This window comes from Dorea chungnamensis, assembly GCF_039832125.1.
Taxonomy (GTDB): Bacteria; Bacillota; Clostridia; order Lachnospirales; family Lachnospiraceae; genus JAFBIX01.
On record NZ_JBDOHT010000001.1, the window covers coordinates 244,681 to 264,071 of the forward strand.

Consider the following 19,391-nt stretch of genomic DNA (forward strand, 5'->3'; position numbering starts at 1 on the left):
ACAGGATATGGAACTAATGGAAAGTACAAAAAAAAGGACGGTATTGATTGTAGATGATGAGATCAAGATTACGGAAGTGTTGGAAGCATATTTAAAAAATGCAGGATATCAAACAAAGTCAGTACATAGTGGACAGAAAGCAATAGAGGCGGCAGAGGAACTGAAGCCGGATTTGATTATTTTGGATTTGATGCTACCGGATATTATGGGAGAAGATGTCTGCCAGATGATTCATCAGAAGCAGGATATACCTATCATTATGTTGACTGCAAAAATAGAAGAAAATAATATGGTCAGGGGTCTGCAGATTGGTGCGGATGATTATATTGTTAAGCCTTTTAGTCCAAGGAATGTATTGGCCAGAGTAGAGACGGTGTTAAGGCGCACTCAGAAAAGGATGGAGGAAAATAAGCAGGATGTTGTAATCATAGGAAATCATTATATTACAGTGGATTTTACATATCGGAAGGTAGAAAAGCAGGGGGAGGAAATCCATCTTACACCGACAGAATATAAAATTTTTGAACTATTGGTTAGGTCACCAAACCGTGTATTTAGCAGGGAACAGATTATATCTTATGCATTGGAGGATGAATTTGCGGGATATGATCGGAGTATTGATACTTACATAAAAAGTATACGACAGAAAGTGGAACCAGATGGAAAGATGCCTAGATATTTTGTGACAGTGTACGGTGTTGGATATAAATTTGTGTTATAAGAGGTGAATATGAAAACCATTAAGAGTAAATTGATTTTGACATATTCTTTGATTTCTATTGCCGTCATCTGTTCCATTGCTGTTGCGTTTATATTTAATATGGAGAGAGAATTTGAAAATTATGCTAAACGACAGCAGGAACAGAGAATATCCAATATCGTGAATGAATTACAGGACTTATATGATGCGGAAACTGGAAGTTTTAGTCAGGAACAGGTAGAAGTTATAGGAAATGCTGCAATGCAAAATGGGGTTTTTATCCATTTGGAAACAAAAGGTGGAGAAATGGATTGGGATATTCAAACACACAAGAGTGAAGAATGTCAACTTGTTTTAGAACATGCTGAGAGTAATATGCGTAGCAGATATTTTAATTTTCAGGGTAAATATCAGGAAGAAATATATACTCTGTCTTATGAAAATAAAAGCGTTGGAAAACTTACGGTTGGCTATTATGGACCGTATTCTTTTTCTGATGAGGAACTGCGTTTGATGAATAATCTCAACATCTGTTTTGTAGTTATTGGTGGGGTGTTTGTTGTAATAGCTATTATAATGGGAGGAATCATGGCACGAAAAATAGCGGAACCAATTTCAGATGCTGTCCGGGTGGCGGAAAAAATAGCGAATGGTGAATATGGAGTAAAGTCTTTGGTAACAAGCCGTACTGCAGAGACTCAACAGCTGATTACTGCAATTAATGAAATGTCGCAAACATTGAAAAAAGAGGAAGAACAAAAGCAGCAGATTACTGCGGATGTAGCTCATGAGCTTAGGACACCCTTAACCAACATACAGAGTCATTTGGAAGCGATGATTGATGGTATATGGGAGCCAACAGGAGAACGTTTGGAAAGCTGTAGAGAAGAGATTCTCAGACTGTCAGGGATTGTGAAGCAACTCCAGGAACTGTATTTGTTGGAGAATCGGAAGGGAATACTTAGATACGAGGATTTTGATTTTTATGATATGTGTAAGCAGTTATACTACAATTTTGATGTTCAATTGGATAAGAAAAATCTGACATTTAACTTGTGTATAAAGCATGGCGATATAATTTGGGGAGACAGGGCGCGTATTATGCAATGTATGGTTAATCTAATTGGTAACGCAATAAGGTATGCCGAACCCCAAACAGCCATTTGGATAAGGTATTTAGAAATGGATTATATGATTGAAATCCAAGTAGAAAATATAGGAAATCCAATTCCCAAAGAATGTCTGCCACATCTGTTTGAGCGCTTTTATAGAGTAGATAAATCGAGAAATTCAAAAACTGGAGGAATGGGGATTGGATTGTCAATAACAAAAGCAATTGTTGAACGACACGGTGGGAAAATTTGGGCAGAAAACAGAGACATAAGAACCTTATTTTTTATTACTTTGCCCAAAAGAATAGAAAAAGAGGCGAAGTTATGAAATGAAATGTAGAAAATTAAAGTTAATATATTTTTTACTGAGTAGTATTTTATGTATGATGCTTCTTGGAATTGTACTGGCTATTTATGAAAAAAAGGTGGATGAAGAAACAATGGGATGCGGAATATCCATATATGGAATGGATATTTCGAAATGTACCCTGGAACAGGCAGTAAAAGAGATTGAAGAGACATTTCGAAATAAAGAAGTTGTTTTCCAGGAAAATGGGAAAAACATATTTGAGACGACAGTGGGAAATATGGGATATGCACTGGAGCCGTCTTTATTGAAGAAAGAACTTTTGAAAATAAAAAAACAAAGAGACCAAAAGCGTGGCCTGATTGAAAAAAGAAAGAATTATTCGATAGAGTATGAAATTAAAATGGAAAATAAGTTGGAAGATGTTTTGAATATCGAGGATTTCAATTTAGGAGAACGAATAGAATCATCAGATGCTTATATCGTTTACGACAAACAGAAAGAAGCATTTATTTTAGTGGATGAAATACAAGGTAATCAGATTGACAAAAAGAAGTTGGTTGAACAAGTGTATAATGCTTTAGCAGAAGACTTTGAAGAACAGCTGATCTCTAGTCGTTTAGAAATAAAAATAAATCGTCAGGTATATCAGACAGCTGTATCATCAGAAGAAAGTGATCTAAATAGAAAATTAGAAGAATTAAACAGACAGCTTTTGCAATACCGGACAACAACGGTTTCTTATATATTTGGCGATACTGTCGAAGTTTTGGACAATGAAAAAATATGTTCATGGTTAATTGTCAGTGGGGACAGTATAAGTGTTAAGGAAGAAGACGTAGTAGCTTTTGTTAAAGAATTGTCTTCAAAATATAACACAATGTACGTGCCTCGTTCTTTTAAGACTTCTTTTGGAGAAAAAGTAATTATCAGTGGAAATGAATATGGTTACTGGATTGACAAAGATGCGGAATTGCAGAAGTTGTTAGAAGATATAAAGAGTGGTAGTGATGTAAAACGAGAACCGGTTTACAGTAAACAGGGGTTGAGGAGGAACGGAAGTGATGATCTTCAGGGAAGTTACATAGAAGTAAGTTTAGATAAACAATATTTATGGCTTTATAAAAATGGAAAGCTTGTTACAGAAACAGATATTATCAGCGGACTTCCTAGTGAGGGATTACAGACGTATCGTGGGTCATGGCCAATTGCATATAAAGCAAGGCCATTTACACTGAGCAGTGATATTTATGGATATGAGGTAGAAGTGGAATATTGGATGCCGTTTGTGTATGGACAGGGACTCCATGATGCGGACTGGCAGGATGCATTTGGTGGCGAGTTATATAAGACAAAGGGAAGTCATGGTTGCATCAATCTTCCTAAAGAACAGGCAAAAATTATTTATGATACGATTGAAGCAGGTTATCCGATTATTATTTATTGATGAATAGATACAATAACTTTTTTAAATTTTTGTTGAAATAGAACCTTAGGGATATCACATGATTTGAAGTGAAATAGTGGGTGGTGGTGTTGAAAGAAATGATAGAGATTGTAATGAGGAAGATTGGAAAGTCGGGGAATATTACAGAGACTGTTCTGGTTTCATTGCCAAATGCAGAATCCGCTACAATGACTCATGATCCCAATATACTTACTTTCTCTCAGTTGGAAATTCATCTTCAGAAACAGATGATTTTCCAAAATGGTAGATTTATTTCTCTTTCTCATTTAGAGTTTCAGACCCTTTCTTATCTGGCATTACATCCTGGATGGGTGATTTCAAAAGAACAGATTTATGAAGCTGTCTGGAAAGAAGATCAGGAATATTGCGGAAGTGCTGTGGCAAATGTGATCAGCCAGATTCGAAGAAAAATTGGAAACGGTTATATAGAGACAGTGATAAACAGTGGATACAAATTTGTTGGGTAAATTGAAATCTAAATCCTAGAGTCAGGGATATTATTTTGCTTAGAGGTTGCGTTTTCCTTTCCTATTACATACAGAATAGTTAAGCATATTTCAAAAAGTACACAATTTGGAATATGGAAAAAGAGACGTGAATTTTGTACCGAAATGTATGGATAATTCCTTTTGGAATATTCCAGAAGAAATGCCTACATTTTGGAACATTTGCAGAAGGGAGAGTGCAAAATGGCTGTATATGGTTATCACAGGACCAGCACTAGGGACCAGCATCTTGACAGAGGAATTCAGGAGATACGGCAATTCTGTAAGGAACACGAAATGGAGCTGAAAAATATCTTTACGGATCAGCAGACAGGAAAGAATTTCAACAGACCAAGATACACTGTGCTGGTAGAAGATGTTCTGCGGTCAGGAGATATTTTGATTATTACGGAATTGGACCGGTTGGGCAGGAATAAGAAGGATACCATGGAGCAGATTCGACAACTGCAGGAAATGGGCGTGCGGCTAATGGTTCTGGAGTTGCCGACTACATTGATGGATATGTCAAAAATGGATAACACCATGGCTTGTCTTATGATGGAAACCATCAATAATATGATGCTGGAACTTTATGCTTCTATGGCACAGGCAGAAATTGAGAAAAAAGAAAAGCGCTAGAGAGAAGGCATAGAAATGAAGAAGCTCCGAGGAGAATGGGATGATTATGGAAGACCTGCAGCAATCGGAGAAGATAAGTTTGATGCAGCATTTTCAAAAGTAATTGCCGGAGAGATTACACCGACAGAGCTTCGGAAAGAATTAGGATTATCCCACACGACGTTTTATCGCTATCGAAAAAAATATTTAGAAAAACATCCTGAGATTTTGCAATCATCAGATTAACGTCACTATTACTAAGTATAAAAGATAATTTTTCAGGAGGAATAATAGAATGAGCGAGAAACGAGAAGGTAATCTTTTTTATGACAAGGAAAGTGGACGTTATGATATCCGATTTGGAATGGAATCATATTATGGCGGTCTGCATTGTGGAGAATGTTTTGAAGTAAAAATTAATGATGTCTGGGTGCCGGTCCGGATTGAAATGGATGAAGACTGGTATCTGGTGGGACTGCCGCTGAAAAGGCTTGATGGATTAACCGTCCGGATGTGAAAGGAGTTTCAGATGGCAGCCGTGCAGAAAAGGAAGTATGAAAAACCAATGATAAAGTTTGTGACAGATATGAATATTATATTGGAATGTCTATATGAGGTGTACGGACAGGAGGAACATCATGTACTTGAAGGGAAGGATATTCAAAAAACGATGATTTTTCCATTTCTGAAGATGTTAGAGAATCAGTGCAATGGAATTACTGTAAGAGTGATACATAAACAATTATGGGAAATCTATATAGCGGATCAATCAAAGGAACAGTTTATCAGTAATGCAGAGTCTCTTTTGAAACCGTTGAAACGAGCGGAGGAAAATGTGAATGTACTACAATAATTACAGAAAATCATGTGGAAACAGGCTGTTGAATAAGAGAATACCGCTATCGGATCAAGAGATCAAAGAACAATATATGGTGGCTTTACAAAAATTGTATGAGCAACATGATTTGGGAAGCATCTTATTTCTGCGGATTGCTGCAGAAACCGGATTAAGAATGCGTGATATTTATGATCTGAAACCCTCCGAGATAGTTGTTAGAAAGATTCATAAAAAATCATTGAAGACTGGTAAATACGAAAACTATCCGTTGATTTCTGAAGAAACAGAAAAGATTGCAGAACAATTAGTGGGGCTTCAAGGCAGATTTTTTAGCAGGGATTATCAGTATTATATAACTGGGATTAAAAGACAGTTCAGTGATCCTAATATGAAATTACTTTACATTGTACAATACAAAAGAAATAAGAATAGGGTTGAATGTTGTGCATGAATCCCAAATGAAAAAGAAATGGATATTTCCATCAGATAGTAGTATGATAAAGATAGTAAAGATTTTCCGTGGAGAAAGGGTGATGGTTATGGCATTGGCACAGGCTACAAAATCTCAAGAAGCAACTTATACAATTGATCATGCAATGGATGTTCTGCTGGCAAAGCTGGACGAGGCGATTGACGATATGGAAAATGGCAGAGTGCAGACCATCGAGGAAGCCTGGGAGGAAATCGACGCAGTATAAGGAACGCAAATGGAAAATAAGAAATACCGTGTTGTAATTGCTGAAAGCGGTAAGCGTGATGTGAAAGAGAAAAAGAAATATATTCTCCAGCATTTCAAATATCGTGAATATGCAGAAAGCTTTTCGCAAAAGATAAAAGCAGCAGCAATGCAATTAAAAGTATTTCCGACAGGATATGAAACGACAGGGTTTCAGTATCGAGGTTACAATATCTATATGAAGCCACAAAGTAATCATTTGCTGTTTTATACTATTGATGAAAGAACTGCAACGGTTACAATTCTTCGTGTGCTTCAGGATGGTATGGATTGGGAATACATAATAAAACGCTGGATAAAGAGAAATTCATAGAGGATAAGGCAGCATTTTGTGCTGTCTTTTTCTATCAGTGATCTTGCGAAACGAGGAGAGATTGGAATGTGTGGACGATATTATGTGGATGATGATACAGCCAGAGAAATAGAAAAAGTGGTCCGGGAGGTGGATGAGAAACTGAGAAGAGAGCGCAGGGGTGATATTTATCCCTCTCAGTCTGCAACTGTGATCACCGGAAGGAAACCACATCTTCTGGCAGAAGAAATGTTATGGGGCTTTCCGCAATATCAGAAAAAAGGGCTGCTGATTAATGCAAGAGCAGAAACAGCTCTGGAAAGAAAGTCGTTCCGGGATAGTGTGATGCACAGACGCTGTATCATTCCGGCAAAGCAGTTTTATGAATGGGATCCGGATAAGAATAAAGTTACTTTCCTGAGAGAAAATCAGCCGGTCTTATTCATGGCGGGTTTTTACAATCGCTTTCAGGATGAAGACCATTTCATTATCTTAACTACCCAGGCAAATGAATCGGTCAGTCCTGTGCATCATCGGATGCCGTTGATTCTGGAAAGATCCGAATTGGAAGATTGGGTATATGAAGACACGTTTTTGGAATATGCACTGCATAAAAAGCCGCCACAGTTGGCACGAAGGCAGGACTATGAACAACAGAGTTTATTTTTAATGTAAAAGGAGCCGTCTGAATTTAATCAGGCGGCTCGGTGTTATTTTATGGCATTTTTGGTTAAGCACACAGGAGTTCCTTACGATCCCGAGAATAAAAGTATGCATGATCTGAAAGAATTTCTTCTGGGATGACCATTGTTTCATTGACTTCCCGAATGATTTCGTTTAATTCCATGCAGTCAGTATCAGAAGCTTTTAATAACAGAACTTCATGTACGCTGCTGGGAATGACAAAAAAATCATCCTGTAATGTTTTACCGATTTGATTCATGAGATCATCATACAGTGTACAGATAGCACCGTGTTGTCTTATAGCATTAGAGAGTATGAACAATTCTGATTTCATGACACAATCTCTGTCTGAATCTATAAACTCATTTGAGCTAGGAAAAGCATTTTGCAGAAAATCAGACATAGGTGTGAGTTCAGCAGGAAAGACACGAGGAGTGTTTTTTCTTGCATCTGAGAAGATGGTATTTAGATCTTTTCCCCAGGTCTTTAGATGTTCATTTCGAATCAGAACCGTTGCCATTCTACTATCCTTACAGTCCAAAAGTACATAAAAGACAATTGCCAGATCCAAATAAGGAATATGCGGTACATCTTTTAGTAGCGACTGATTTGACTTGAAATTGACTAATTTGTAGAGGAGCTTTTCTTGAAGTTTTTCATAATTGAGTAGCATTTCTGTGTCCGTAAAGGAAACATCTGCCGCCTGGTGATACAGCTCAACAATATCTTCTGCAATCAGTGAAAGAGATTTTCCGGTCAGATAGAATTCATACCATTCGTCCAGATACAAAACAGGGCTTATATTGGATGTATCATTGGAAAATTCAATTCCATGCTTCAGGGTGTTATTGTTCTTAGTCGTTGTGATAGGATTCAGGCTGATATGGGAATCAAGCCTGCTTTCCAGTTCTTTGAGTAATGTTTCTTGAAATTCGTTGTAATTCATAAAAATCTCCCTTCTGGTAAATTATTGGGCAATCATTTTTGTGAATAATTCGTTTGTCCTTCCCTCCTTCCTGCATTTAGGCAAAAAAAGAGAATGGACACAAATGCGTTCATTCTCTAATATGCTGCAGATTCCTGCAAAATAAAAAAGCCAGAAGGCTCTGCTCTGTGATGGCAGAGAAATCCTCCTGACTTATATACAAACCTAAACTGCGTGTGAATATCCATTACGGATGACACAAATAATGATTACAAAATTATTTTAACACTATATATAGAAGATGTCAAATGATCAAAAACTATATATTGTATATACGGGGAATTTATAACATCAATGATTGTAAAAAATATCAGATGAGGTGTAGATTCCATATTTTCACTCTTGTAAAAAGAATACCAGTTCGATATAATAATTTAAAAGGAGGCGAACATAAGTTTGGATAAAGTGATTTTTCATATTGATGTGAATTCAGCACTAAAATGCATTTTTAAATTCCAGAATGTAAGAGTAAATTCCATATAGGTCGAAGTTACTCCTGCACACATATTTGCCATATTGATTGCTACTGTTATTTCTCTGTATAATGTACTTGCAGCTGATTGCCTGCCTGTGCAGATTGGAGATATTTATGAAGAATAAAGGCAATCAGAAACATTTAACCTTTGAACAGCGAGTGGATATTGAGAAAGGACTTACCGAGAATAAAAGTTTCGCTGAAATTGGGCGGATTATCGGTAAAGATCCATCTACCATATCAAAAGAAGTACGGCTTCACGCACATACAAAAGAACGTCCTGATTCAGGATATACGAATCCACCATGCATTCATCGAAAGACTTGTAAGATCGTTTGTCTTTGTGACAAGCAGTGTGGCAGTCGCTGTAAACTCTGTAGAAGACCGGATTTTCGCTGCATTGATATTTGTCCGGCTTATGAGACAGCAGAATGTGAAAAGCTGAATAAACCACCTTATGTATGCAATGGCTGTGGTAAAAAGACCCATTGCCTTATGCCCAGAAAGTTTTATTCATCTAAATATGCGCATGATGAATACCGTAGCGTGCTCGTTGATTGCAGAGTCGGCATCAATCAGACTCCGGAAAGCATTCAGGCTATGAATGATCTGCTGGTTCCGTTGATCAAGGATAAGCATCAATCTATAGGACATATCTACGCTACACATGCAGATGAATTAGGATGTTCAAGGAGAACTCTTTACTCTTACATTGATGCATGCGTATTTGATGTGCGAAATGGTGATCTGAGACGTGCTGTACGTTATAAAAAGCGTAAAAAGCCAACGCAGACCAGTGCAAAGGACCGATCTTACCGTATTGGTCATAACTATGAGGATTTTCAAAAGTATATGAAGGAACATCCTGATACAAATGTTGTAGAAATGGATTGCGTAGAAGGTAAGAAAGGAGAACATCGTGCTATTTTAACCTTTACATTCCGCAACTGCAATCTTATGCTCATGTTCCTATTGGAATATCAGGACCAGGAATGTGTGTTAGAGGTCTTTGTATGGCTTGAAACAGTGTTGGGACAGGAAGCATTCAAAAGGCTTTTTCCGGTGATCCTCACGGACGGAGGTCCGGAATTCTCCGTCCGCGAAGAGATGGAGGAATTCTGTGACGGAAGCAAAAGTACTACTGTCTTTTACTGCGATCCATATAGCTTTTGGCAAAAAGGAGCCTGCGAGAAGAACCACGAGTATATCCGTTACATCCGTCCGAAAGGAAGTTCATTCGCTGATTTAGATGACGATAAAGTCAGGCTTATGATGAACCACATAAACAACGAAAAAAGAGACAGCCTCAATGGGCACAGCCCATATGAACTCTCTCTTTTACTCTTGGACAATAAACTGCATAAAGCATTAGGATTAAAGGCAATCGCACCTGATGATGTTATGCTTAGTCCAAAACTTATAAAATAAAATAGTATAAGCACAGGCAGATTTCACTGCACCAGAATTTAGTCTTACACATAAGGCATGTGGAATTTAGTCCTGCACACTATTTTCAGATGCCCATTTAGCATGCGTAAAAACATAACTCATGGGTGCCTACAGGTTCATTATAAGGCAAAAATATGGAATTGTTAAGGTGCAAAATGGAATTTAATCCCGCAAATTTACTGGATTATTTAATAATTGGAATTTAGTTTTTCATTTAAGTATGTGAATTCAGCCTTCCTTTCCTGGGAGGCTGTTTACCGCCTCTATCATTTAGGAGGAAAAGTAGATCTGCGGGATGAAGTAGCTGCTGTCGGAGGTGATATGGCCATGAGGCATGGAATTATCCTGGCAAAATCAATCCCGGCAAAGAAATATAATATCAAAACCGGCGAGAGTATTGTGGAGGCACTTCAAAAGTGTCCGCAGCTTAAATTGGTTCCTCCGAATTATAGTTTGTATGAAAGATGTTCCGCTGCTTTTATGGAGATCCTTCGGCAATACTCTCCGGATGTTGAGCAATATAGCGTGGATGAGGCATTTGTTGATATGACCGGCACCGAAAGTTTGTGGGGAGAACCGGTCACTGCAGCCAACCGTATTCGGAATCAAATCAGGGAAGAATTAGGATTTACGGTGAATGTCGGGATATCGGAGAATAAACTGCTGGCGAAAATGGCAAGTGATTTCCAAAAGCCTGACCGAGTCCATACCTTATGGAAGCATGAGATTGAAATGAAAATGTGGTCGCTACCGGTAACGGATCTGTTCTTCGTTGGGCGAGCTACTGCAAAGAAATTGTTTCATATGGGAATCCATACGATTGGTGAGCTGGCACAGTCTGATCCGATTATGCTGAAAAGTCATTTGAAAAAGCATGGAGAGGTGATTTGGGCATTTGCGAACGGGATGGATGTTTCTGTGGTTCAGTCAGAAGCTCCAGCAAATAAAGGATATGGAAACAGCACCACCATTGCTTTTGATGTTACAGATGTATCTACAGCCAAGCTGGTTCTCCTTGCTTTGGCAGAGACAGTTGGAACCAGACTGCGGGCGGCAGGCGTCCGTGCAGAGGTAATCGCCGTCGGAATCAAAACATTTGATCTTCAGTATGCAAGCCATCAGATGACTTTGAATAATGCGACCAATATAACGATAGAAATTCATCGGTGTGCATGTCAGCTTTTCGATTCTCTTTGGAATGGGAAAGCGATCCGGCATCTGGGCATTCATACCAGCAGGATTAAGGATCATATGGATATGCGGCAGCTTGATATGTTTGATACAACGGATTATGAAAAGCTGGAGCATATGGATGCAACTGTAGATAAGATTCGGATGCGTTATGGCAGGGATTCCTTAAAACGGGCAGTCTTTGTAGGAAGCAGGATCGATCACATGTCAGGTGGTATCAGTCGGGAAAAACGTACAGTAGATTATAAGAAAGTAAAGGTAGAATAGGAGGTGTCCTTTGATGGGATTTGCAATCGGTATGGAAGAGGAAATACTTCAGGAGCAAGCAATTCGGGGAGTGCCACATAAGGTTGCGGCAGACTGCTGGTTTACCAGCACCGGTAAAATGATCCCCAGAATGATAAAATATGAGGATACTGAGGGGACCAGGCATTTACTGAAAGATATTGAAGTGCTAAAATCTGATAAGAAGCATTATGCTGGTATTCTGATGTATCGATATGACTGCAGAGCAGTTGTGAATAACAGGATGCAGAACTTTATCCTGTGTTATCATCCGGACAATAATACGTGGGATATGATATTCCCGGAATAGAAAGAAGGTACAAAAGATGAATCCATTTTTAGATTGCCCTGTGTATGAAACAGAGCATTTTATTATAAGAAAACTGAAGCGAGAAGATGCAGAGGCGTTGTTTTCCTGCTATTCGGATCCGGATGCGGCAAGATTTTTCAATGGAGATTGCTGTGGGGATGATTTTTATTATACAGATTTGGAAAAATTCAAAGAATGTGTAGAATTCTGGCTGGAGCGGTATGAAGTACAGGACTTTGTACGCTGGAGCATCCTTGTCAAAGAGACTGATTATTTAATAGGAACAATAGAGATTTGTCCTTCTTTAAAATATGCAGTAGATGGGAAACGTATGGGAATTTTGAGAATAGATTTAAAATCTGACTACGAAAGACAGGAAGTGTTAAACGAACTTATGAGTATCCTAATTGAACATGTTTATGATGATTTTCAGGTTTCATCGTTGCTCATGAAAATTCAAAAGGATGCCGAAGAAAGGCAGAATTTGATTGAAACGTATCAGTTTGTTACAGCGAAAGATGAATGCAATATATCCTTTGTGGATTACTATATCAGGTACAAATAGAAAGAGCCGCCCGGATGAGCGGCTTGATGCAAATAAGTAATCTGAGATAAGAATGGTGCTAGTTTTATTATTGTTCGGAGTGTTTGTATTTTTCCCGATAAGCTTTAGGTGTTACTCCATATTGAGCCTTAAATATCTTATAAAAATAGGTATGATTTGAAAAACCTAAATCTTCCATTATTGATAGGATTGGCTTGTCTGTAGATATTAATAAAACGGTGGCCTTTTTTAACAAATATGTCAAGCAGTAATTATAAAATGATAAACCAGTATATTTTTTTACTATTTTTGTAATATAGTTTGCACTGTAATGAAAGTGTGTTTCTAAATCTTTTCGGCGGATTTTTCCATTTGTATCTTCAATCAGATGTTGTACACGAGAAAAGAGCAATAAATCTGGCTGTAAGCTATATGGTACAGAAAATATATGGTAATTCTCTTTTTGGGAAAAATATTCAATAAGTTTACATATTAAATATTTAATTAAATATGATGCTCCAAACTTTGGGGATAATAATGTGTTCAACAGATTATCAGCAATTTTGTGCAAAGATGCTAAACACTTTGTGTTTTGAAAAACAGGGAAAATATCTAAATAGGCATCTTGAGTTATTCCATGTATGTCATTATTTATAAAGTTGAAAATTTCTTGATTGAGAACATCTATTTCTTCATGAAAGCATATGGAGCGGTAGGTTGTAAGTATCTCATTAATAAAATCTATAGATAAATCTAGATAAAGCAATTTACAGGAACTGTTTATTCTTTCTATGTGCTTTACGTTTCTATTGATTAAGCAACAGGATCCTGGTCCATATGGATATTCTCTATCCCCTATTTTATGTATCACATTACCGTCTAAAACAATCATAAGCTCGTAAAAATCATGGTAATGAAGCCCTTGGGCAACTTGATATTGTTTGTGCTGTGACATTGAAATTGTATATAATGAGTTTTCAAGAGGAGATAATATTAAAGTATTAAAATAGTCAGTATCATGGTTTCCACTACAGTATTCGTAAGTGACCTGATATTGTGAAGTAATTTGATAAAAAGAATTACTTGGTTCGTTCACCGTACGTATTTTTAGGGTTGTACCATTTTGAATATAGTCATTATTGATTTTAGAGTATGAATTATTCAAAAAAACCTCCATTCCCATATTTGACATAGTAAAAATGCCAAACAATTAAAATATGACATAGAATGATTTGTCTTATTTGCTTAAAATGATTACATCAACATATTATAAACGTTTATAAGTTTAAAATCAATGCAGAAGAAACTCGAGATTCTTCTGAAAGGAAAATTGTAATCAAAGGAGGAAAAAATTTAAATATGAAAGAAAAAAAATATTTAAAATGGTATCAAAAAATGGCGTATGGATCTGGGGATGCAGCGGCTAACTGTGGTTATGCATTGATATCCAGTTTTATGATGTTATATTTAACAAATTCAGTAGGTCTGAATAGCGCAATCATTGGTACATTGATGATGGTATCTCGTATTTTTGATGGTGTAACGGATATCATCTTTGGTACACTTATTGATCACACTAAAAGTAAACTAGGAAAAGCAAGGCCATGGATGTTATATGGGCAGATTGGTGTTTCGCTGTGCTTGTTTTTAGTGTTCTGTATTCCAGATGTTAGTGAAGGCATGCAATATGCATATTTCTTTGTGTTTTATACAGCCTTTAATGCCATATTTTTTACGATGAATAATATTGCATACGCTACATTGTCAGCTTTAATAACGAGAAATTCTGAAGAAAGAGTACAGCTAGGTGCTTTGCGTTCTATTTTTGCGTTGGCAATGACTATGTTTGTAATGACCGCCACAACAGGATTGGTTGAAAATTTTGGTGGAGGTGCAAAAGGATGGAGAGCAGTAGCATTTATCTTTGCAGTGTTGGGATTAGCTATTAATACTGTTTCTTGTCTTATGGTTAAAGAACTTTCAGATGATGAAACCGCTGTAGATAGCAAAGATAATAAACCAAAAGATGATGTTAAATTTACAGAAGCATTAAAGCTTTTATTAAAGAATAAATACTATATTATTATGGTAGGACTCTATCTGTTAGTATATTCTGCAAATAGCATCGCACAGGGTTCTGGAATATATATGGCAAAGTATTATTTTGGGAATGACAGCCTTTTAGGTATTATTACTTTGGTGAAAATGGTACCGATGGTGTTGGCTATGGTTATTACCCCACTTCTTGTTAAAATATTTAAGTCTATTCAGAAAGTAAGTTTGTTCGGTTATATTTTAGCTATAATATCGGGATGTGTGCAAATTTTCGCTGCATCGCAAATGAATATCGGTTTATTTTTGGTAGCTACAGCTATAACAGGCATTGCAATTAGCCCATTTTCTGGCAGCACTAATGCGCTTCTTGCAGAGACAGCTGATTACACTAGACGGACACAAAAGGCACATGTGGAAGGAATGGTATTCAGTTGTTCATCCATTGGTGTAAAACTTGGTGGCGGTATTGGAAGTGCTATTGTAGGGATCCTACTTGAAATCGGTAGATTTGACGGAATGGCCGCAGTTCAGGCAGGTAGTGCTATACAGATGATTTTCTTCATGTATGCAATATTACCGGTAATTATTAATGTGGGAATTACAATACTGCTTAAGTGTTTGAAAGTGGAAAAAGCAAACGAACAATGGGATTTGGATCATAAGCAGGAGGCGAATGTATGAGAAAGGTAAACTGGAATAGAGAATGGAAATATTCGAAAGGCAGTGCCTCTTCATTCGTTGACATGTTTTCGGGTGTTTCTTCAATGGAAACCGTTAATCTGCCACATGATGCTATGATATACGAAGAATGTAAAGAAGATGTGGCCAGTGGAGCACAAACTGGATTTTTTCCAGGAGGCGAATATGTATATGTAAAAAACCTGTTCGTACCATATGAATGGGAAAAAAAGACAGTGTGTATTGAATTTGAAGGTGTATATCAAACTGCAATGATATATATTAATGGCATTTTTGTTGCTGAGAATTTGAATGGATACTCCAATTTTTATGTGTACTTAGATGGATACTTGCATTATGGAGAAGAAAATGAAATAAAAGTGATCGTTAATAATTCGGCCGTACCAAATAGTAGGTGGTATTCTGGAAGTGGTATTTATCGGAATGTAAACTTGCTGGTGGGAGAAAAAATACATATTCTGGCAGATGGAATAAAAATTACAACTACCGCTATCGTAAATAATACAGCTCTTCTTGAGACCAGTATAAATTTAAGAAGTATCGTAAGGTCAAAAGAACCAATATCTATCCATGTACAATTTGTAAAAGACGATATTGTATATGGAGAAGAAACAATAAATCTGGTTATGTACCCAATGGTAAATGAAACTGTGTTAAGCAGGATAAATATATCTAATCCCAAACTTTGGGATTGCGATCATCCGGAGTTATATACTTGCGTTATTACGTTGATATGCGGAACTGAAATTTATGAAATTCAAAAAATTCAATTTGGAATCAGGATAATAACGGTTGATTCAAAAAATGGGATGTTGATTAATGGAAAAGAAGTAAAACTCAGAGGGGCATGTATCCACCATGATAATGGAATTTTAGGAGCAACTACTTTTGCAGTGGCTGAAGAAAGAAGATGTAGACAGTTAAAGGAGGCCGGATTTAACAGTATACGCAGTGCCCATCATCCAATTAGTAAAGAAATGCTAGAAGCATGCGATAAATATGGTGTTTTGGTAATGGATGAATTGTCTGATGTGTGGAGTTATCATAAGAATTCGCATGATTTTGCAACATATTTTTCAAAACAATGGGAGCAGGAAGTGGAGCGTATGGTTGCAAAAGATTACAATCATCCTTCAGTAATTATGTATTCAACGGGGAATGAAATACCAGAATATGGAATGGAAAGAGGAGGAAAACTTAACAGAGAAATCTGCTGTAAATATCATTCTTTGGACCCCACACGCTATACAACAGGAGGAATTAACGGGTTATCCGCAGTTTCATATAATGGTTCAATAAAAGCAATTATGGACGATATCCTTGAAGGGGAAAAAACGCAGGAAAATAAGCAGACAGATTTAATTAGTATGTTAAACAGTATATTAAGTTTAGTCGCGGGGAAGAATGCAGATAAATTGGCTTGTCATCCGCTATTATCTAAAGCGATAGAAGAAACAGAACAATCTATGGATATTATTGGATTGAATTATCTTACAGAGCGACATTTACTTGTCAAGAATATTTATCCGAATAAAACTGTAATTGGAGCAGAGACTTATCCGGCAGATATCGCAAGACTTTGGAAAATAGTAGTTGAAAATTCACATGTGTTAGGTGATTTTACATGGGCAGGATATGATTATCTTGGAGAAGCAGGCTGTGGCATCTTTCACTATGACGGTAATGCTAACTTTACGAGTGTCTATCCGGAAAGGGCAGCATATATAGGTGATATAGATCTAATTGGAACCCGTCGCCCCATGAGTTACCTTCGTGAGGTTGTATATGGTTTGAGGGAAGAACCCTATATTGCTGTCGAGAGGGTAAACCGTCATGGACAGGAATGCAAGAAAACTGCATGGATGCTGAAAGATTGTATCGAAAGTTGGACTTGGCCAGGTTATGAGGGAAAAGAAACGGATGTCGATGTATATTCTGCATCTGAAACTGTTGAATTATTTTTAAATGGCAAGTCCTTTGGGAAAAAAGAAGCTGGTGAAAAAAATGGATTTGTTGCTACATTTACAGTGCCTTATGAAGCAGGGGAATTGAAAGCCGTTGCATATGGACAAAATGGAAAAGAATGTATTCATGTGCTTAAAACAGCTTCTTCAAAAGTAAGCATGAAAGCGAGTGTCGATAAACAACAGCTAATTTGTTCGGGAGAAGACTTGATATTTATTACGATAGGCTTTGTAGATGATGATGGTGTGGAGAACTTGTTTATTGAAAAAAATATTGAAGTCCATGTTAGCGGAGCTGGTGTACTGCAAGGGTTCGGTAGTGCAAATCCTGTAACGACAAGGCTTTATCAGGAAAATACTTGTGCAACATATGATGGTAAAGTAATGGCAGTTATTAGAAGTAAACATGAACCAGGGCTGATTGAAATTCAGTTCAAAACAGAAAATTGTAAAGACTGCATTGTAAAACTGGAAGCAATAGAGGAGGGAAATATAAATGAGATGGTGTAAAAGAATTTTAAGCATAATTACAGTAGGCGCAGTACTTTTTGGTGCAAATACCATATCTGTGCAGGCAAGTGAAACTGACGTATCTGTACATACAAATGAAACCGACATAAGTTATGGTGCAGATATAGGATGGCTTAGTCAGTTAGAGGATCAAGGAGTAACATATGTCGATGATAATGGCATCGAAGCGGATGCTTTGGAGTTACTTAAAGATAAAGGAGTTAATGCAGTACGTATTAGAGCTTTTGTGAATCCACCCTCGGATTTTCAATGGACAAAGCCATTAAATGGTTCAACTTGTCTGTTGGGATATTGCGATACAGCAGGGGTATTGTATACGGCACAGCGTGCGGCTGATTTGGGCATGGAAGTTATGCTTGTTTTACATTATAGTGATCATTTTGCAGATCCACTGTATCAAGATATTCCGGAACAATGGGCAGATGCATCAGCAACGCAGTTGTCGCAATATGTTTATGATTATACTTATTATATTATGTCACAATTAGCAGAACGTAATATATATCCTAAATGGGTAGAAGTTGGTAATGAGATTAATGCAGGTATATTATTGCCATATGGAAGCAGTGATACCAACTTTGGTCAGATGACGGAATATTTAAATAGTGGATATAATGCAGTAAAGGCAGTTAGTCCAAATACTAAAGTTGTGACACATTTGGCAAATCTAGGAGATTTAGACTGGAATGTTCTGGACTTGACATGGTTTCTTGAGCAATTTCTAAATGAGTATAATGGACAAACAGATGTTATTGCAATGTCTTATTATCCATATTGGATTGGTGGAAATGATATTGAAGGCTTAACATATAATATGTATGATATTGCAGTTCGATATAATAAAGAAGTTATGATTTGTGAGACAGGTGGAGATGAAAATGATCCAGAGGGAACATATGACCTTTTGCGACAAGAAATAAACGCTTTGCAATCGTTGCCAAATAATAAGGGCGTTGGTGTGTTTTATTGGGAGCCAGAAGCACATTCAACGTCTACTCCAGATACTTACCTGTTAGGAGCGACGGAAAAGGTGGGTGAAAATACATATAAATTTACCTCCGCATTAGATGCATTTTCAATTTCTCCAGAATATTTAAGTACAGAAAATACTTTTGAAATTTGGAATAAAAATAGCGGTGCTGCATTGAACGTTTCTGGTGGTTCATACGAAAATGCGGCACAAATAGAACAGTATGCGTATGATGAATGGGATAGCCAGAAATGGACATTTGAGAAAATTGATGATACATATTTTAAAATTGTAAATAAGTTGAGTGGAAAAGTTTTGGATATAGAAGGCATGGCAACGTCTTCAGGAGCGGAATGTATTCAGTATGACTATAATGGCGGTTGGAATCAAATGTGGGAAATTGTTCCGACATCAGATAATATGTATATGATCAAGAATAGATTAAGTGGATTATACTTGGGAATAAGTGGTAATTCTACATCTAATGGCGCACCTTGTGTACAGCTTGCAAGTAGTGAAGAGAGTACAAAATGGTACTTTTTAGTTACGAATTAGAGTAGTTTTATAGGTGATCGGAAATAAGTAAGATATTGGAGCTAAATAAAAATAATCTTTTGTGATGCTGAAGCGTTAATAGAAATTCAGACTAAATGTAAGAGCCACCTAGTGCAGGTGGCTCGAATTAATTGACAC

At 37.0% G+C, this 19,391-nt stretch carries 21 protein-coding genes; 19 read left to right on the forward strand and 2 right to left on the reverse strand.

The window, feature by feature from the left end; translation table 11 throughout:
- The first annotated feature begins 16 nt into the window (after positions 1–16).
- The 12 genes from ABE613_RS01215 (at position 17) to ABE613_RS01270 (ending at position 7,231) form a co-directional block, all read left to right on the forward strand.
- A complete protein-coding gene (locus tag ABE613_RS01215; protein WP_235250833.1) occupies positions 17–721 on the forward strand; it encodes a response regulator transcription factor in 705 nt (234 codons plus the stop codon).
- A gap of 9 nt (positions 722–730) precedes the next feature.
- Positions 731–2,140 (forward strand): sensor histidine kinase, encoded by a 1,410-nt coding sequence (locus tag ABE613_RS01220; RefSeq protein ID WP_235250835.1) that lies wholly within the window; start codon positions 731–733, stop codon positions 2,138–2,140.
- A 1-nt stretch (position 2,141) separates the two neighbouring features.
- Positions 2,142–3,566 (forward strand): L,D-transpeptidase family protein, encoded by a 1,425-nt coding sequence (locus tag ABE613_RS01225; protein WP_347375394.1) that lies wholly within the window; start codon positions 2,142–2,144, stop codon positions 3,564–3,566.
- 98 nt (positions 3,567–3,664) lie between these two features.
- The gene (locus ABE613_RS01230; protein WP_235250839.1) at positions 3,665–4,054 is read left to right on the forward strand and encodes a winged helix-turn-helix domain-containing protein; all 390 of its coding nucleotides are present in this window, start codon (positions 3,665–3,667) and stop codon (positions 4,052–4,054) included.
- A 222-nt stretch (positions 4,055–4,276) separates the two neighbouring features.
- A complete protein-coding gene (locus tag ABE613_RS01235; RefSeq protein ID WP_331472909.1) occupies positions 4,277–4,711 on the forward strand; it encodes a recombinase family protein in 435 nt (144 codons plus the stop codon).
- 15 nt (positions 4,712–4,726) lie between these two features.
- A complete protein-coding gene (locus ABE613_RS01240) occupies positions 4,727–4,936 on the forward strand; it encodes a hypothetical protein (protein ID WP_331472910.1) in 210 nt (69 codons plus the stop codon).
- Positions 4,937–4,985: 49 nt separating this feature from the next.
- Positions 4,986–5,207 (forward strand): DUF5348 domain-containing protein, encoded by a 222-nt coding sequence (locus tag ABE613_RS01245; protein ID WP_154322120.1) that lies wholly within the window; start codon positions 4,986–4,988, stop codon positions 5,205–5,207.
- A gap of 12 nt (positions 5,208–5,219) precedes the next feature.
- Positions 5,220–5,543, forward strand: coding sequence for a hypothetical protein (locus ABE613_RS01250; protein ID WP_235251277.1), 324 nt, complete (start codon positions 5,220–5,222; stop codon positions 5,541–5,543).
- Positions 5,530–5,979, forward strand: a complete 450-nt coding sequence (locus tag ABE613_RS01255) for a site-specific integrase (RefSeq protein WP_235251278.1) — start codon at positions 5,530–5,532, stop codon at positions 5,977–5,979. Before ABE613_RS01250 ends, ABE613_RS01255 begins: the two co-directional genes overlap by 14 nt.
- 43 nt (positions 5,980–6,022) lie before the next feature.
- Positions 6,023–6,226 carry a hypothetical protein gene (locus ABE613_RS01260; RefSeq protein WP_235251279.1) on the forward strand — a complete coding sequence of 68 codons (204 nt, stop codon included), beginning with the start codon at positions 6,023–6,025 and terminating at the stop codon, positions 6,224–6,226.
- A gap of 9 nt (positions 6,227–6,235) precedes the next feature.
- Complete coding sequence (locus ABE613_RS01265; RefSeq protein ID WP_235251281.1) at positions 6,236–6,577, forward strand: type II toxin-antitoxin system RelE/ParE family toxin; 342 nt, start codon at positions 6,236–6,238, stop codon at positions 6,575–6,577.
- A 66-nt stretch (positions 6,578–6,643) separates the two neighbouring features.
- A complete protein-coding gene (locus ABE613_RS01270; protein ID WP_235251282.1) occupies positions 6,644–7,231 on the forward strand; it encodes an SOS response-associated peptidase in 588 nt (195 codons plus the stop codon).
- Between the two features lie 55 nt (positions 7,232–7,286).
- On the opposite strand, the gene ABE613_RS01275 is transcribed toward ABE613_RS01270, so the two are convergent.
- A complete protein-coding gene (locus ABE613_RS01275) occupies positions 7,287–8,186 on the reverse strand; it encodes a DUF5688 family protein (RefSeq protein WP_347375395.1) in 900 nt (299 codons plus the stop codon).
- A gap of 628 nt (positions 8,187–8,814) precedes the next feature.
- On the opposite strand from ABE613_RS01275, the gene ABE613_RS01280 reads away from it, so the two are divergent.
- The 4 genes from ABE613_RS01280 (at position 8,815) to ABE613_RS01295 (ending at position 12,500) form a co-directional block, all read left to right on the forward strand.
- Positions 8,815–10,128, forward strand: coding sequence for an IS30 family transposase (locus ABE613_RS01280; RefSeq protein WP_347375396.1), 1,314 nt, complete (start codon positions 8,815–8,817; stop codon positions 10,126–10,128).
- A 216-nt stretch (positions 10,129–10,344) separates the two neighbouring features.
- Positions 10,345–11,607, forward strand: a complete 1,263-nt coding sequence (locus ABE613_RS01285) for a DNA polymerase Y family protein (protein ID WP_347375397.1) — start codon at positions 10,345–10,347, stop codon at positions 11,605–11,607.
- Between the two features lie 13 nt (positions 11,608–11,620).
- The gene (locus tag ABE613_RS01290) at positions 11,621–11,935 is read left to right on the forward strand and encodes a hypothetical protein (RefSeq protein WP_347375398.1); all 315 of its coding nucleotides are present in this window, start codon (positions 11,621–11,623) and stop codon (positions 11,933–11,935) included.
- Between the two features lie 16 nt (positions 11,936–11,951).
- Positions 11,952–12,500 (forward strand): GNAT family N-acetyltransferase, encoded by a 549-nt coding sequence (locus tag ABE613_RS01295; RefSeq protein WP_347375399.1) that lies wholly within the window; start codon positions 11,952–11,954, stop codon positions 12,498–12,500.
- A gap of 67 nt (positions 12,501–12,567) precedes the next feature.
- Here the strand turns inward: ABE613_RS01295 and ABE613_RS01300 are convergent, their stop codons facing one another.
- The gene (locus ABE613_RS01300; protein WP_347375400.1) at positions 12,568–13,644 is read right to left on the reverse strand and encodes an AraC family transcriptional regulator; all 1,077 of its coding nucleotides are present in this window, start codon (positions 13,642–13,644) and stop codon (positions 12,568–12,570) included.
- A 194-nt stretch (positions 13,645–13,838) separates the two neighbouring features.
- Between ABE613_RS01300 and ABE613_RS01305 the strand changes: the two genes are divergently transcribed.
- Genes ABE613_RS01305 through ABE613_RS01315 form a run of 3 tightly spaced genes read left to right on the forward strand, consistent with a single transcriptional unit; the run spans position 13,839 to position 19,253 of the window.
- Complete coding sequence (locus ABE613_RS01305; RefSeq protein ID WP_347375401.1) at positions 13,839–15,215, forward strand: MFS transporter; 1,377 nt, start codon at positions 13,839–13,841, stop codon at positions 15,213–15,215.
- Positions 15,212–17,707, forward strand: a complete 2,496-nt coding sequence (locus tag ABE613_RS01310) for a glycoside hydrolase family 2 protein (RefSeq protein WP_347375402.1) — start codon at positions 15,212–15,214, stop codon at positions 17,705–17,707. Before ABE613_RS01305 ends, ABE613_RS01310 begins: the two co-directional genes overlap by 4 nt.
- Positions 17,694–19,253 carry a glycosyl hydrolase 53 family protein gene (locus ABE613_RS01315; RefSeq protein ID WP_347375403.1) on the forward strand — a complete coding sequence of 520 codons (1,560 nt, stop codon included), beginning with the start codon at positions 17,694–17,696 and terminating at the stop codon, positions 19,251–19,253. The genes ABE613_RS01310 and ABE613_RS01315 overlap by 14 nt, the downstream gene beginning before the upstream one ends.
- The last annotated feature ends 138 nt before the right edge of the window (positions 19,254–19,391 follow it).